At 63.8% G+C, this 14,643-nt stretch carries 18 protein-coding genes; 11 read left to right on the forward strand and 7 right to left on the reverse strand.

Annotated features, from left to right (window positions below):
- Positions 1-3 precede the first annotated feature (3 nt).
- Positions 4-657, forward strand: coding sequence for a response regulator (locus tag ACPPVP_RS30730; protein ID WP_426527344.1), 654 nt, complete (start codon positions 4-6; stop codon positions 655-657).
- 149 nt (positions 658-806) lie between these two features.
- Positions 807-2,114: an adenylosuccinate lyase gene (purB, locus tag ACPPVP_RS30735; protein ID WP_426527345.1), complete on the forward strand. Its 1,308-nt coding sequence runs from the start codon at positions 807-809 to the stop codon at positions 2,112-2,114.
- Here the strand turns inward: purB and ACPPVP_RS30740 are convergent, their stop codons facing one another.
- The 3 genes from ACPPVP_RS30740 to ACPPVP_RS30750 all read right to left on the reverse strand — a co-directional run bounded on the left by ACPPVP_RS30740 (position 2,115) and on the right by ACPPVP_RS30750 (position 3,972).
- Positions 2,115-2,948 (reverse strand): FTR1 family iron permease, encoded by an 834-nt coding sequence (locus ACPPVP_RS30740; RefSeq protein WP_426527346.1) that lies wholly within the window; start codon positions 2,946-2,948, stop codon positions 2,115-2,117.
- Positions 2,949-2,957: 9 nt separating this feature from the next.
- Positions 2,958-3,311, reverse strand: coding sequence for a cupredoxin domain-containing protein (locus tag ACPPVP_RS30745; protein ID WP_426527347.1), 354 nt, complete (start codon positions 3,309-3,311; stop codon positions 2,958-2,960).
- Positions 3,312-3,411: 100 nt separating this feature from the next.
- Positions 3,412-3,972: a cytochrome b gene (locus tag ACPPVP_RS30750; RefSeq protein ID WP_426527348.1), complete on the reverse strand. Its 561-nt coding sequence runs from the start codon at positions 3,970-3,972 to the stop codon at positions 3,412-3,414.
- A 209-nt stretch (positions 3,973-4,181) separates the two neighbouring features.
- Between ACPPVP_RS30750 and murI the strand changes: the two genes are divergently transcribed.
- Both murI and ACPPVP_RS30760 read left to right on the forward strand, forming a co-directional pair.
- Positions 4,182-4,970, forward strand: coding sequence for a glutamate racemase (murI, locus tag ACPPVP_RS30755; RefSeq protein ID WP_426527349.1), 789 nt, complete (start codon positions 4,182-4,184; stop codon positions 4,968-4,970).
- A gap of 11 nt (positions 4,971-4,981) precedes the next feature.
- On the forward strand, positions 4,982-5,494 hold the full coding sequence (locus tag ACPPVP_RS30760) for a hypothetical protein (protein WP_426527350.1): 513 nt from the start codon (positions 4,982-4,984) through the stop codon (positions 5,492-5,494).
- A 74-nt stretch (positions 5,495-5,568) separates the two neighbouring features.
- Here ACPPVP_RS30760 and ACPPVP_RS30765 read toward each other — a convergent pair whose 3' ends face one another.
- Together ACPPVP_RS30765 and bla are read right to left on the reverse strand one after the other, a co-directional pair.
- Positions 5,569-6,816 (reverse strand): serine hydrolase domain-containing protein, encoded by a 1,248-nt coding sequence (locus ACPPVP_RS30765; RefSeq protein WP_426527351.1) that lies wholly within the window; start codon positions 6,814-6,816, stop codon positions 5,569-5,571.
- Between the two features lie 199 nt (positions 6,817-7,015).
- Entirely contained in the window at positions 7,016-7,873 is an 858-nt protein-coding gene (gene bla / locus ACPPVP_RS30770; RefSeq protein WP_426527352.1) for a class A beta-lactamase, read from the reverse strand.
- A 209-nt stretch (positions 7,874-8,082) separates the two neighbouring features.
- Between bla and ACPPVP_RS30775 the strand changes: the two genes are divergently transcribed.
- The 6 genes from ACPPVP_RS30775 (at position 8,083) to ACPPVP_RS30800 (ending at position 11,482) form a co-directional block, all read left to right on the forward strand.
- Complete coding sequence (locus ACPPVP_RS30775) at positions 8,083-8,850, forward strand: HpcH/HpaI aldolase family protein (protein WP_426538159.1); 768 nt, start codon at positions 8,083-8,085, stop codon at positions 8,848-8,850.
- A 71-nt stretch (positions 8,851-8,921) separates the two neighbouring features.
- On the forward strand, positions 8,922-9,308 hold the full coding sequence (locus tag ACPPVP_RS30780) for a cupin domain-containing protein (protein WP_426527353.1): 387 nt from the start codon (positions 8,922-8,924) through the stop codon (positions 9,306-9,308).
- A 116-nt stretch (positions 9,309-9,424) separates the two neighbouring features.
- Positions 9,425-10,204, forward strand: a complete 780-nt coding sequence (locus tag ACPPVP_RS30785) for an acyltransferase (RefSeq protein ID WP_426527354.1) — start codon at positions 9,425-9,427, stop codon at positions 10,202-10,204.
- Between the two features lie 213 nt (positions 10,205-10,417).
- Positions 10,418-11,035, forward strand: a complete 618-nt coding sequence (gene rpsD, locus ACPPVP_RS30790) for a 30S ribosomal protein S4 (protein WP_426527355.1) — start codon at positions 10,418-10,420, stop codon at positions 11,033-11,035.
- An 83-nt stretch (positions 11,036-11,118) separates the two neighbouring features.
- Positions 11,119-11,334, forward strand: coding sequence for a hypothetical protein (locus ACPPVP_RS30795; protein ID WP_426527356.1), 216 nt, complete (start codon positions 11,119-11,121; stop codon positions 11,332-11,334).
- On the forward strand, positions 11,327-11,482 hold the full coding sequence (locus ACPPVP_RS30800; RefSeq protein WP_426527357.1) for a type II toxin-antitoxin system RelE/ParE family toxin: 156 nt from the start codon (positions 11,327-11,329) through the stop codon (positions 11,480-11,482). The genes ACPPVP_RS30795 and ACPPVP_RS30800 overlap by 8 nt, the downstream gene beginning before the upstream one ends.
- A 44-nt stretch (positions 11,483-11,526) precedes the next feature.
- Here ACPPVP_RS30800 and ACPPVP_RS30805 read toward each other — a convergent pair whose 3' ends face one another.
- Positions 11,527-11,778 (reverse strand): type II toxin-antitoxin system HicB family antitoxin, encoded by a 252-nt coding sequence (locus ACPPVP_RS30805; protein ID WP_426527358.1) that lies wholly within the window; start codon positions 11,776-11,778, stop codon positions 11,527-11,529.
- 162 nt (positions 11,779-11,940) lie between these two features.
- Between ACPPVP_RS30805 and ACPPVP_RS30810 the strand changes: the two genes are divergently transcribed.
- On the forward strand, positions 11,941-13,008 hold the full coding sequence (locus ACPPVP_RS30810; RefSeq protein ID WP_426527359.1) for a threonine aldolase family protein: 1,068 nt from the start codon (positions 11,941-11,943) through the stop codon (positions 13,006-13,008).
- Between the two features lie 9 nt (positions 13,009-13,017).
- On the opposite strand, the gene ACPPVP_RS30815 is transcribed toward ACPPVP_RS30810, so the two are convergent.
- Positions 13,018-14,601, reverse strand: a complete 1,584-nt coding sequence (locus ACPPVP_RS30815; protein WP_426527360.1) for a beta-(1-6) glucans synthase — start codon at positions 14,599-14,601, stop codon at positions 13,018-13,020.
- Between the last annotated feature and the right edge of the window lie 42 nt (positions 14,602-14,643).

Here is a 14,643-nt window from a genome sequence, read left to right on the forward strand (position 1 = left end):
AGAATGAGCGCTTCCCAGACCAAGGGCATTTCGATCCTGCTGGTCGACGACCATCCGGTGGTGCGGCAGGGCTATCGGCGCGTCCTGGAAAACCAAAGCGACTTCCGCGTGGTCGCGGAGGCCGAGAACGCTGCCACCGCCTACCGCGCATTCAAGACCCATGCCCCCGACATCGTGGTGATGGACATATCGATGCCGGGCGCCAGCGGCCTCGAGGCCATCAGGAACATCCGGATGCGGCACTCCACCTCACGCGTCCTGGTGTTCAGCATGCACAGCGAGGCCGCGCTGGTGAAGGCCGCCTTCAGCGCCGGGGCCAGCGGCTATGTGACCAAGAGCAGCGAACCGGCCGCCCTCATCAAGGCGATCCGCGCCGTGGCGCGCGGCGAACAGGCAATGAGCGACGACATCGCGCACGTTCTGGCGATGGAAAGCCTGACCCCACAGGGATCGGTGCTCGACCAGTTGGGGGAAAGGGAGATCGAGATCCTCAGGCAACTGGCGGCCGGCGCGACGGCCGAGCAAATCGCCTCCAACCTCAATCTCAGCCTCAAGACCGTGCAGAACTACCACTATCTGATCAAGACCAAGACCGGCATGCGCACGGACGCGCAGCTGGTCCGCCTGGCCGTGGAGTGCGGGCTGGCCAGCCTGTAACGCCTTCGGCCGCCCCCCCCCCGGAGCCCGGCAGTTTTTCCCCGACCGGCCCACACGCGTGGTTTCCCGGCACCCGATCTGCTAAAGTACGGCGTAAAAAAATCGGCGGGGATTGCCTCGCGTCCCGCCCAACTGGTCCGGAATTTTCGATGATTCCCCGCTATACCCGCCCGGAAATGGCCTCCATCTGGGAGCCCCAGACCCGCTTCAAGATCTGGTTCGAGATCGAGGCGCATGCGGCGGACGCGCAGGCAGAACTCGGCGTCATCCCCAAGGAAGCCGCGAAGACGATCTGGGCCAAGGCCAAAAATGCGACCTTCGACGTGGCGCGGATCGACGAGATCGAGCGTGAGACCAAGCACGACGTCATCGCCTTCCTGACCCATCTGGCCGAAATCGTCGGCCCCGAGGCCCGCTTCGTCCACCAGGGCATGACCTCCTCCGACGTGCTCGACACCTGCCTCAACGTGCAACTCATCCGCGCTGCGGACATCCTGATATCCGATGTCGACAAGGTTCTGGCCGCGCTGAAAAAGCGCGCCTTCGAACACAAGATGACGCCGACCATCGGCCGCTCCCACGGCATCCATGCCGAGCCGGTAACGTTCGGGCTCAAGTTCGCCTATGCCTATGCGGAATTTTCCCGCGCCCGCGAGCGCCTCCTCGCCGCCCGCAAGGAGGTCGCCACCTGCGCGATTTCGGGCGCGGTTGGCACCTTTGCGCAGATCGACCCGCGGGTCGAAGAGCATGTCGCCAAGGCGATGGGGCTGGTGCCGGAGCCGGTCTCGACCCAGGTGATCCCGCGCGACCGCCACGCGATGTATTTTGCGACGCTGGGCGTGATCGCCTCCTCGGTCGAGCGGCTGTCGATCGAAATCCGCCACCTGCAGCGCACCGAAGTGCTGGAGGCGGAGGAATTCTTTTCCGAAGGCCAGAAGGGCTCGTCGGCGATGCCGCACAAGCGTAACCCGGTACTGTCGGAAAACCTCACCGGCCTGTCGCGGATGGTGCGCGCCTATGCGATGCCGGCGATGGAAAACGTAGCGCTCTGGCATGAGCGCGACATCTCGCACTCTTCGGCCGAACGCATGATCGGGCCCGACGCCACCGTGACGCTCGATTTCGCGCTGGTGCGCCTCGCCGGCCTGATCGAGAAACTGCTGATCTATCCCGCCAATATGCAGAAGAACCTCGACCGGCTCGGCGGGCTGGTGCATTCGCAGCGGCTCTTGATCGCGCTGACGCAAAAGGGCGCCAGCCGTGAGGACGCCTACAAATACGTCCAGCGCAACGCCATGCCGGTCTGGCGCGGCGAAGGCGATTTCCAGACGCTGCTCAAGAAAGATCCTGATGTGAAGAAGCATCTGAGCGATGCCGAGATCGAAGAGCAGTTCGACCTCGGCTATCACTTCAAGCACGTCGACACGATCTTCAAGCGGGTGTTCGGCGCGAGCTGATTATTCTGCCGGCGCAGGCGTAACCGTCTTCGCCGGGGCGCCATAGAGCCGCATCAGCGCGAAGGTCACCGCGAGAACCGCGATATAGACGACGAGTTGCATCACGGTCGGCTGGTCGGTGTAGCCGATCAGCGTGTGCAGCGCCTTGCCGAGGATGCTGGAATCGGAAAGCAGCCAGCCGGAGTCCCAGACCACATTATCGAGCGCGGTCAGCCAATTGGCTTTTTCCAGGAACGCCGCCGCCTGCGCCGCCATGCCGGCGGCCAACAGCGCGATCAGGATCGTGGTGGTCGTGAACAGCGCCCGCGTTGGAATCTTCACTAGGCCGAAATAGGTCAGCATGCAGACGAGCGCGCCAAGGATGAGCCCGGCAAGGCCGCCGAGCGCCACGCTCAAGCCGCTCTCGCTGCCGCCGGCCAGAACGCCGTAGAGAAACAGCACAACCTCGCTTCCCTCGCGCAGCACCGCGACGCCGACCACGATTGCGAGCGCCAGCAGCGATTTGGATCCCTCCACTACCGCCTTCCCGGCCGCCCACAATTCACCGGCAAGCTCCTTGCCGTGGCGCGCCATCCAGACATTGTGCCAGGTCAGCATTACTACGGCGACGATCAGGATCGCGGCGTTGAACACTTCCTGCCCCATGCCGGCGAACAGGTTCGACAAGGCGCCGGCAAAGGCCGCGACCACGCAGGCCGCGAGAACGCCCGCGAGCACGCCGCCGGCAATCCACTGGTTGCGGTGCGGCACCGTGCGCGTGACCGCCAGCACGATGCCGACGATCAGGCCGGCCTCGAAGACTTCCCGGAAGACGATGATCAGTGCAGCGATCACGATTTCTTCTTATTTTACGACGAGCGCGCCGCGGGCGACCTTCTCGTTATATTCGTCGAAGAACTCGTAGCGGCCCGGCTTCTGGGCACGGACATTGATGGTGGCGTCGCTGGAGCCGGCGACCACCTTCTCCACCTTCAGGGTCTTGCTTTCGAATTCCATCGCCTTGGCATCAAGGTTCTTCAGCTTGATCACGATCGGCGTGTTGGCGGGCGCGCTGATCTCGGCCGGGTCGAACTTCTTGTCCTTGTAGCTCAGCTGAATCTCGGTCGCGCTCTGCGCGATGGCTGGCACGGCGGCAGTAATGGCGACGAGTGCGGCGGCGGCCAATGTGGCCTTCGAAAGCGTGCGAGACAGGGACATGTCGGTTCTTTCAATGATGGCTGGCGATATCGAGCGATGGCATACGCCGCCGGTAGCCATGCCGTGAAGTGGCAAACGTCCGCGCCAATTTGGAGGAGTTCTAAACGTTAGGTTCCGGGCCGCTGCCGATCATTCGAGCGGTTACGCGGTCACGCCGGACAAAGTGGTGCCATAGCGCAGCCCCGAGGTGCAGCGCGATCAGCGCCAGCAGCACATAGGCGAACAGGATGTGGCGATCCTCCCAGGCTCGGGCTGCGTCCCTGTCGGGTGAGGTGATCTGCGGAACGTGAAACAGCCCGAACCAATCCGAATAGTTCGGCGTCCGGGCGCCGGAATGCGCCCAGCCAAGCACCGCCACCAAAATAGTCACAGTGTAAAGCGACCAATGGCTGAGGCTTGCTGCTATCCGTCGCCAGCGCGGCGTGTCTACAGGCAAGGCCGGAGTCGGGTTGAGCCCGCGCCAGATCAGGCGGAACACCATCAGCAGCAGCACGAGATAGCCGATATCGGCATGGATCGAGCGATAGAAAAAACGGTCGGGACGCGCCGGGATGTGGTTCATCCACCAGCCAAAGGCGATCAAGCCGATGATCGCAGCGCCGAGAAGCCAGTGCAGGCAGCGCGCCAGGCTGCCCCAGTTGTAAGCCGTATTCCGTATCATGATCGGTGCGGGCCTTTCGCCGTTCGGATCCACCGGGCCGACACGGGGCTTGCGCGTCGGCTACGGGCCGGAAGTCGTAGCTTTCCGGTCTTGCCAAGGCGATTTGAATCATTCCAAACTGCGGCATCCGCTCGCGACTGCCCGAAAACCGGGGCGCCGGCGCCATCAAAGCAACTCAAACGTAACCGCAGATCGGCTAAGGTCGCAGCGTGTCAGCCCCGCCCACCATTCTCGTCTTCGACTCCGGCCTTGGCGGCCTCACGGTCCTGCGCGAGATCGTCGGCGCCCGACCCGACGCGCACTACGTCTATGTGGCCGACGATGCGTTCTTTCCCTATGGCCACCACAGCGAGGAGCAGATCATCGCCCGCGTGGTGCCGCTCGTCGGCGAGTTGATCGCGCGCCATGCCCCCGTTTTGGTGGTGATTGCCTGCAACACCGCTTCCACGCTCGTGATGTCGCATCTGCGCAGCGCCTACAGCGTGCCGTTCGTCGGCACCGTGCCCGCGATCAAGCCGGCCTGCGCCAGTTCGAAAACCAAACGCGTGTCGGTGCTGGGCACCAAGGGCACCGTCAAGCGCGAATACACCAGGCGTCTGATCGATGATTTCGCGCAAGGCTGCGAAGTGACGTTGGTCGGATCGGCGGAACTCGCCTCGCTCGCCGAGTCGGCCCTCAGCGGCAACGACGTCCGCGACGAGGATATCGCCGCCGAGCTCGTCCCCTGCTTTGTCGGAGACGGCACGGATCGCACGGACACCGTCGTGCTGGCCTGTACTCACTATCCGCTGTTGCTCGACCGGCTGAAAAGGCTGGCGCCGTGGCCGGTCGACTGGATCGATCCCGCGCCCGCCATCGCCCGGCGTGTGTCCGACCTGCTGGGGTCTCCAGGCCGGGACAGCGATCAGGCCGGGGCCGAGATGATATTCACCTCGCAGCGGCCCCACACGCTGAGCCAGTCGCTGATGCCGTTTTTCGGCGGGCGCGTCCCGGCGTAGGGTCGCGGTGCATGGCGACGTTCGTCCATATAGCCGATGAACGCTTGACCAGCCGAATCCTCCGCGGGGGCATTCGCGCAACAGAGTTTGAAGCTCGAGCGCGAGATACGGCGGCGCCGCGCCGTGGTGTGTTTTGCGTGCCTGTTGTTGCCAATTTCCAGATGACCTTTCAGTGGCTCAGGGAGCTGAAACGCCGCGGCCACAGATTGGCCCGCGGAATTCAATTCCGGATCGATGACACAGAAGCGGTTTTTATTGGACACTATAATCAGGTGCCGCAAGAAATGACGGCGGCGCAATCCATCGCATTCTTCCTTCAAGCCGAGGACCCGCGCGGGCTTCAGGTCGTCGTGCCGCGCGCAATTGCAGCACGCGAAATCACGGGGATTAGGTCGATTCCGCAAGTGGCCGGATGGCGCTTCTACCCCGCTGCGAAAGGCAGGCCGCCCTTGTGGCCAATTGCCGGAGAAACCAATGCCTCAAGGCTTCGTCGCAGGATAGAACAGGTGAACAAGGACCCCTGATAGCTGTGAGTAGACGGCTTGCAATTCGCGCAGTTGTCCGGCCGGCATGAGCCGGCCAGACATACGCTTGCCTCCTACCGCTCGGCGTTGACGAGTTGATAGGCGCCGCGCTCGAACGCGTCGTAGACGGCCAGCGCCTTGGCGTCCGCGAACGGCAAATACTGCATCATGATCACGCCGGCGATGCCGCGCGACGGATCGATCCAGAAGAACGTGTTGTTGATGCCGCCCCAGCTCAGGCTGCCGGGCGAGCGCTTGCCTTGCACCTGATCGGTCGTGATGAGGAAGCCGAGCCCCCATTTGTCGCGGCCATCAGCGATGAAGGTGAAATCGGCGCTGCGCGGCAGCGCGCTCTTGAGTGCGGGGACCGAGACCGCGCCGATGTGATTTTGGCCCATCAGCGCCACCGTCTCGGCCTTGAGCACACGCGCCCCGTCCAGCGCGCCGCCATTGAGCAGCATGCGCACGAAGCGCCCATAGTCATCCGCGGTCGAAGCGAGGCCGCCGCCGCCGATCGGCGCCGCGATGGTGAGCCCGAGCTGCGGCTTTTGCAGTTCGACGGCGCCGTCCATGCGCTCGCCGCCGCGCTGCTGCTGGGCGACGAGGCGCGGCCCCTTTGCTTCCGGCACGTTGTAGGAGGTGTCATCCATCTTCAGCGGGGCAAAGATGTGCTGGCGGAAATACTCTTCGAGCTTCTGGCCGGATACCACCTCGACCAGCTTGCCGACGACATCGGTGCTGGTGCTGTAGTGCCAGCGCTCGCCCGGATCGAACAGCAGCGGTCCGCCGAACGGATAGGTTTCGCCGGCGCGCGGCTTGAGATCGCGCCAGATCTCGCTGGTGAACGGATAGGCCAGTCCGGACGTGTGCGTCAGGAAGTGCTTGACGGTCGGCGGCCGCGATGCCGGACGAACCTGGTAGGCACCGGTCGCCTTATCAAAGGATTCAATGACCTTCAGCCCCACCAGCTCCGGCAGGTATTTTTCGGCCGGGTCGTCGAGGCCGAGACGGCCCTGCTCGATCAGTTGCATCAACGCCACGGAAGTGATCGCCTTGGTCATCGAGGCAATACGAAACAGCGCGTCTGCCGTCAGCGGGCGCCCGGTCGAGACATCGGCGACGCCGAATGCGCCCTGATAAAGCACGCGATCCCGATCGGTGATCAGCGCGACCACGCCCGGGACATCCTTGCGCTCGACCGCGCCGCGCAGGCTGGTGTCGAGGGCTGCACTCGCTGGTGAATTTTGTGCACTCGCGCTGCCGGCCAACGCAGCAATTCCAACGCCTATCATGAAAACAATTCCCGCAGCCTTTCGATTCATGGAAGCCTCCCTGTTGCGTTGAGCCCGGGTATCTCCCGCGCTCTTCTGCCGAGGCTATTCTTTATTATGACGGCGATGGGCACGCCGCTGCCTCGACCTGTCGCGCCGTGACATTAGCACTCGCCAGGCGCCGAGTCCCGCGTGCGCTCGATGACGCGTTGCGAGAACAACAGCGGACTGCCCGCCCTGCCCGTGGGCACTAGCCCAATTGCCGTCCCACCATCCGTCCGACTTCTGCAAAGATGGCTTCGAACTGCGGCGGCGTGGGCGAGCCCCCTTGCGCATAGGCGCAAATCAGCACGGGCCCGCCAGCCGTTGGCCAGGCGATCGCGACATCCCCGGAGGCGTCCTTGCCGTTGTTGCCGGTCTTGTCACCGATCTTCCAATCCTTCGGCAGGCCTCCGCGCAAGCGGTTGTTGCCGGTTTTGCAGCCCACCAACCATTCCGTGAGATGTTGGCGTGAGCCCGGCGACAGCACCTCCCCCAGCACAAAGCGGCGCAGATTTCCGGCCATCGCGGCGGGCGTCGTGGTGTCGTGGGGATCGCCGGGCGGTGAACGATTCAGTTCTGGCTCGTTATGGTCCAGACGCGAGACCGCATCGCCCGTCGCGCGCCAGAACGCGGTCAGCGCTTCCGGGCCGCCGGAGCGCGCCAGCAAGAGATTGGCGCAGGTGTTGTCGCTGAGTTCAACGGTGGCCTTGCACATGTCGGATACCGACATCGCGCCTGCGGCAAGGTTCTGCTTGGCGACCGGCGCATAGTCGAGAAGATCCGCCGCGCCGTAGCCGACCATGTCCTCCAGACGATCCTCGCCGCGGTCGACCCGCGCCAGCACGAAGGCGGCGAGCGAGGCCTTGAACGTGCTGCACATGACGAAGCGTTCTTCGGCGCGCCAGACGATCTTCGTGCCGCTTGCAAGATTTTCGGCGTAAAGGCCGATCCGGCCGCCGGTTTCACGTTCATACGCCGCCAGCACCGGCGGCGCCTCCTCCGCGAACGCGGGCGAGAGTACGAACCCCGATGACGCGGCCAGGAATGTACGTCGATTGATCGTCATGAAAGCATCCTTCCCGCTTAGATCCTTGACGTTGCGTTGCTTGCCGCTTGCGCCGGAATCATGGCGAGCCACGCGCGAAGCGTTAAAAAACCGGATGCGATTGCGTTAAAAACAATGTGGCTCGATAGGCCAGGGATTTATCCGTATGATCCGGTCAACAATTTTTGAATCGGCCGTTTGATGAGGGAGTTTCCGCCTTGACCTCCGCAATGCCCGCGCCGCTCAACCGTCTGCGCCAGCTATGGCGGGAGGGACGCCCGACCTTCGGCGCGATCGCGACCATTCCCTCGATCCAGACCGTGCAGATCATGGCCCGCTCCGGGATCGACTGGATCATCGTCGATCTCGAACACGGCCCGATCGATCTCGGCTCGGCGCATGCGATGATCACGGCCACCATGGGCACGCCCTGCGTGCCGATGGTGCGGATTGCCGCCAACGAGCCGTGGCTGGCGAAGGCGCCGATGGACCTCGGCGCGCTCGGCATCAATTTTCCGATGATCTGCAGCCGCGAAGACGCCGAAAAGGCCGTGCGCAGCGTGCGCTACCCGCCGAAGGGCGACCGGCTGTGGGGCCCGTTCCACGCGCCGTTCCGCTGGGGCGTATCGATGGCGGATTACATGGCAACCGCTGATGACGACATGATCTGCATGATCACCATTGAGCATGTCGAGGCGGTCGAGCGCATTGACGAGATCATGGCTACTCCCGGCGTCGACCTCGCGGTGATCGGCCCCGGCGACCTCGCCACATCGATCAACAAGCGCGGCCTGCCCGACGATCCCGAGGTGCAGGCGCTGATGGCGCGCGCCGAGGCCGGCATCCTCAGGAGCGGCGTGCCGATCGGCGGCGTGGCGCGCACGGCCGAGCAGGCCAACCGGATGATCGAGCGTGGCTACGTGGCGCTGGCGCTGGGCTTCGACTGGTCGCTGTTCCAGCGCGGCATCGCGGCGAGCTTTGAAGGGATCAAGCGGTAGGTGCCGAGACGGTGCGGCCGCTTCCAGCACCGCCCAAGCGCTGATAGACTCTTTCGACAGGGAGAAAACGCATGATCAAAAAACTTCTGCTCGGACTGACCGTCGTGGCTATCGCAGGCGCCGGTGCCGCCATCGCGCAGCAAACCGGCATCAAGCGCACGCCGCTGCAAAAGCTCGACTTCCCGGCCGGCTACAACACCATCACCGCGATTGCGGAAGTTCCCGCCGGCGGGGCCGCGGGCCGCCATACCCATCCGGGTGCCGAAACCGGCTACGTGCTGGAGGGCGAGCTCGAGCTTCTGATCGACGGCAAGCCGCCGATGAAAATCAAGGCAGGCGAATCCTACCAGATCCCGGAAGGCGCAATTCATGACGCAAAAGCCGGCGACAAGCCCTTCAAAGTGCTTGGGGTTTACGTCGTAAAAGCCGGTGAGCCGCTGGCCAAGCCGGCGCCGTAGAGCGATCTCGCTGGCGTCAAATTGCCGGGTTCGTGCTAGATGAGGTTCTGGCGGGCCGCCGAGGTGGTCTGCCAGAACTTTCTTATTTGCTTGTTGTGGAAACCCTGAGCGGAACGATGCGCGGAACGGTTCGAAAAATCACACTACCGCGCCGCCTGGTCGCCGACCTGATGCACGCGTCGATTGGCGTGCCCTTTGTCTCGCTCGCGCGTCCGCTTCATGTCCGCACCCTGCAGGAGGCCCGCGCGCAGGCCGCGCAGCGGCCGGGCTGGGCTGCGATCTTCGTCAAGGCCTTCGCGCTGGTGGCGAAGGAAGAGCCGATCCTGCGCACCCTCTATGTCAAATGGCCGATGCCCGCCTTTTACGAACTGCCGCGCAGCGTCGCGATGGTGGCGATCGCCCGGTTCGAGGACGGCCAGGATTGCGTGCTGCCACAAAAGGTCACCGCACCCGATGAAATGCCGCTTGCCAAGGTCGACGCCCTGATCCGGCACGCCAAGGATGCGCCGATTAACGAGGTGCCGGCGTTCCGCAAGATTTTGCGAACCACCCGCCTGCCCTTGCCGCTGCGGCGCCTGTTCTGGGCGATCGGGCTCAATTTCGGCCGCCAGCGGGCCAATTATTTCGGCAGTTTTGGCGTCACCTCGGTGGCTGCCTATGGCGCCGGCCAGCTCCATGCCATCAGCCCCGGACCGTTTGTCCTGAGCTATGGGGTGGAAAAGCCGGACCAGACCATCGATGTGGTGCTGCGCTGGGACCACCGGATTACCGACGCCGCCCCGATGGCCAAGGCCCTGAACCGACTGGAACAGGTGCTGAACGGTGAAATTGCCGCCGAATTGCGGGCAAACCGGACGCAAAGCGAGCCCAAACCGGTCCGGGCGGTCGCGACCTGACCGGACCGATTTGGCCGGGAAATTAGCCCGTTTTCGTTGACAGAACGGTGGTTTCTCCCTAAGACCCGCTTGCTCGCGGGCCGGTTTCGGCCCGCGATGCGTTTCGCGACCCGTGGTCTTCCCCGAGCTTTCGAGGCGGACCTGTCGGCCCCGGCCCTGCCGGTGCACAGGAGGGCGCGTCTCCTCAAACTCAAACTCTATTCAGAGGACGCGATGACAAAGCGCAGTGAAGCGAAGTACAAAATCGACCGCCGTATGGGCCAGAACATCTGGGGTCGCCCCAAGAGCCCCGTGAACCGCCGGGAATACGGCCCCGGCCAGCACGGCCAGCGCCGCAAGGGCAAGCTGTCCGACTTCGGCGTGCAGCTCCGCGCCAAGCAGAAGCTCAAAGGCTATTACGCCAACATTTCCGAGCGCCAGTTCCACGGCATCTATGTCGAGGCCGGCCGGATGAAGGGCGACACCGGTGAAAACCTGATCGGCCTGCTCGAGCGCCGTCTCGATACGGTGGTCTATCGCTCCAAGTTCGTGGCGACGATGTTCGCCGCCCGCCAGTTCATCAACCACGGCCACATCAAGGTGAACGGCCGCCGCGTCAATATTTCGAGCTACAAGCTCAAGCCCGGCGACCTCGTCGAGATCAAGGAATCCTCCAAGCAGCTCACCCCGGTGCTGGAAGCAAGCCAGCTCGGCGAGCGCGACGTGCCCGACTTCATCGAAGCCGATCACGGCAAGATGACCGCAAAATTCACCCGCATCCCCGCTTTGTCGGACGTGCCGTTCGCGGTGCAGATGGAGCCGCATCTGATCGTCGAATTCTATTCGCGCTGATCGGATTCTGGTTCAGAGATATCAAAGGCCCCGGTTTTACCGGGGCCTTTTTGTTTGTCTCCTGTCCGTGCTAGACTGACCGCATGTCGCAGACGACCGACAAACCGACCCGCGTCATGCCTTCGGCCACACCGACCGAAGCCGAGCTTGTTACGTGGGCTGATCTTCCTCGGGACGAGCAGGTGCGCCGCTATCAGGAGATGTTCAAGCATCCCGATTGCAACACCTTCACCACCGACACGCCCGACGACATTTTGGCTGCCGCCCGGAAGCGAGTAGCTGCCCGCCGCCATGGCTGAGTATCGGCTGACGCAGCGGGCGCGGGCTGACCTGATCAACATTTACGATTTCACTGAAGGCAAATTTGGCCCCTATCAAGCCGAAGCCTACCACTCGGGTCTGGCACGGCGCCCAGGACATCAGGCCGCAACTCTTCGAGTAGACTAGCCTATCGACTCCAGGATCAACACCGAAGCCGCTTGACGGGCGCGCTATCCGGCGACGAGAACAACGACGCCATCCCTGTTCTCCGCATCCGTCATGATTTCTTCGAGAGAACTCGGCTCCGGCGGGCCTACTCCGTCGGCAGCCAAGCCTTCAAGATGAAAGGCCAGGACCTCGGCACCGATGTCGCGCGCTTCATCCGGCGTACTGCCGGCGCTGATCACCCCGGGAATATCCGGAAATGAAATGCCGTAGTCGCTGTCGGGCTCCTTATGGATCACGGCAATGTACTGTCGCATCCTGCTCATCCTCTGCAGCGTGCCGTCAGCACCGCGCAAGTCGGTTGAATCATATCGCATATACGCATCCAATCGACTGGATTCGAGTGTATAAGCACCCACAAAGCACGCCTTGATACGTGCTTGTGCCATGTGAACAACAATGTGACCGAAAGTAACCCTATGCACTACACCCCTGCCCCGCGCGATCCCAAGGCCGACCCCGTCCGCATCAACCTGCTGTCGGACACGCAGACGCGCCCCACGCCGGCGATGCGCGAGGCGATGGCGCGGGCTGAGGTTGGCGACGAACAGATCGGTGACGATCCGACGGTCAACCTGCTGTGCGAACGCGTGGCCGACCTGCTCGGCAAGGAAGCCGCCGTGTTCATGCCCTCGGGCACCATGTGCAACGTCGCGGCGACGCTGGCCCATTGCCGGCCGGGCGATGAAATTCTGGCCCATGTCAGCGCGCATATCATTGCCCGCGAAGGCGGCGCGCATGCAGCGCTCGGCGGATTCCAGATCACGCCGCTGCCGGGCGACGACGGGCAATTCGCGCCGGAAACATTTCGCGCCGCGCTGCATCCGCGCTCGCGCTACCAGCCGCCGCAGACCGTCGTCAGCGTCGAGCAGACCGCCAATATCGGCGGCGGCACGATCTGGAAGAAGAAGGCGCTGGATGAAGTGGTCGGGATCGCCAAGGCGAACGGGCTCATCACCCATATGGACGGCGCGCGGCTGTTGAACGCCTGCGTCGCGACAAACATATCGGCGCGCGATATGGCCGCCGGCTGGGATTCGGCCTGGATCGATTTCTCAAAAGGCCTCGGCGCGCCGATCGGCGGCGTCATCGCCGGTTCGCGCGCTTTCATCGACGATGTCTGGCGCTGGAAGCAGCGCCTCGGCGGATCGATGCGGCAGGCCGGCATTGCTGCGGCCGCCTGCGTCTACGCGCTCGACCATCACGTCGACCGCCTCGCCGACGATCACGCCAATGCGCGGGCGCTGGCGCGCGGGCTGTCGCAGATCAACGGCATCGAGGTGCAACAGCCCGAGACCAATCTGGTGTTCTTCAAGCCTGATGGAGCCGGCGTCGCCGGTGATAAAATGGTCGAGGCCTTGCGCAAGCGCGGCGTCCTGCTCGCAATGATGGACGGCCGCATTCGCGCCTGCACGCATCTCGACGTCAGCGCTGCGATGATCGAGGAGACGGTCGGCATCGTGCGCGAGATCGTGCGCGGGGCGTGAGACGGGCTGTCAAGCTGTGGCCGGCGCACGCGCCCGCCACAGTGCACTGCCGAGCAGGACATACACCGCGCCGGTCCACAGCGCCTGCCAGTTCTCGAAGCCTTCGTTGAAAACGATATAGACCGCTGATATCGCGAACAGTCCGGCGAACACGGCTTCCGCAAGCGGGCGCTTGCCGGATTTCGAGCCGTTGAGGAATGCCAAGGTCCAGAACGGCACCACCGCCATGGTCAGGGCGGCGAACGGGAAATCGCGCCAGCGCGCGTCGAAAATCAGGCTGAGCGCGGTTTGCGTGGCAATGAGCGTCGTCACGATCAGCGTGACGCCCAGCATGTTGGCCATGAAAAATGGAGTGAGGCCCTTGGTCGGCCCCAACACTTCGAGAAACGACGGAAGCCCGCGCTCCGACATCAAGGCATAGGTGGACAGCAGCGGCGCGATCACTGCCGCCATCAGGAGAAAGCCCTGAACCAGCCAACCGCCGAGCCCGTAGCTTTCGTGGAGCATCTTGTCGGCGCTCACGCCCAGCAGGATCCCGCCGGCGGTCGCGGACACGGCGACCGCAACCCACGATGCCAATCGCGGCGACGACGGCCGGCGCTTCAGCGTAAACAACGCCGTTACGAATATGCCGGCGCAAAGAAACATCCCGCATGCCATCTGCAACTTCCAGAACGGATAGTTGCTGATGGCGACCCCTGCCGGATATTTCAGCCTGCGCTCGATCCCGTCGAACAGCCCCCAATAGCCGCCCACCGTTCCTTCCCAGCGGCGCTTCCACGGTTCGTCATAGGCCTCGAAAAAATTGACGCGAAAATTGTCCTGTCGCGCCCGCTCGAGAATCTGGGAAATGAAACGAGCCTGATTGATGCGGGAAGCCAGCGCGCCGTCGCGCATCCGCCCGTGGCTAGGCCAGCCGGTTTCGCCGATCAGGATCTCCTTGCCGGGAAACGCTGCCGCCACCTGCTTGCGAATGCCGTCGACATGCGCGGCCGCATCTTCGGCGCGCGGCGGAACGTCCTCCCAATAGGGCAGGAAATGGGCGGTGACGAAATCGACATCCTCGGCCACTTCGCGGTAGCGCAGCCAGAATTCCCAGACGTCGGCATAGGTCACCGGCACGCTCACGCGCGGCTTGACCGAGCGGATGATCTGCCGCAGGTCGGCGACGGTCATCTCTCCGCGCAGCAGCACCTCGCTGCCGACGATGAGCGCCGCGACCGTGCCCGGATGATCCTTCACCAGCGCGACCGCAATGTCGGCGAGGTGGGCGTTCTTCGCCCGATCGCGCCCGATCCAGACGCCGAGCAGCACCTTCAATCCGACCTTCGACGCCAGCTCGGGCACCTTGTCGAGCCCGTTGTCGATGGAATAGGTGCGGATGCATTTGGAGACCTTGGCAAGCTCAGCCAGATCCTCCGCGATCTGCTCCGGACGGACGATGAGCGTCGGATCATGCGGCGTCTGATCGCCCCTGAAGGGCGCGTAGGAAACGCACTCCAGCTTCGCCGCATCATCGATCGGCGCGCGCGTCAGCGCCACCGGTGTGGCCAGCCACCACCACACCGCGGCAACGATGCCCAGCGATACCAAGAAAAGCGCCAGCGGCGTGCGAAAGCCGATCGTCCTGCTCCC

It is taken from the genome of Bradyrhizobium sp. McL0615, assembly GCF_049993905.1.
In the GTDB taxonomy this organism is placed as follows: Bacteria; Pseudomonadota; Alphaproteobacteria; order Rhizobiales; family Xanthobacteraceae; genus Bradyrhizobium.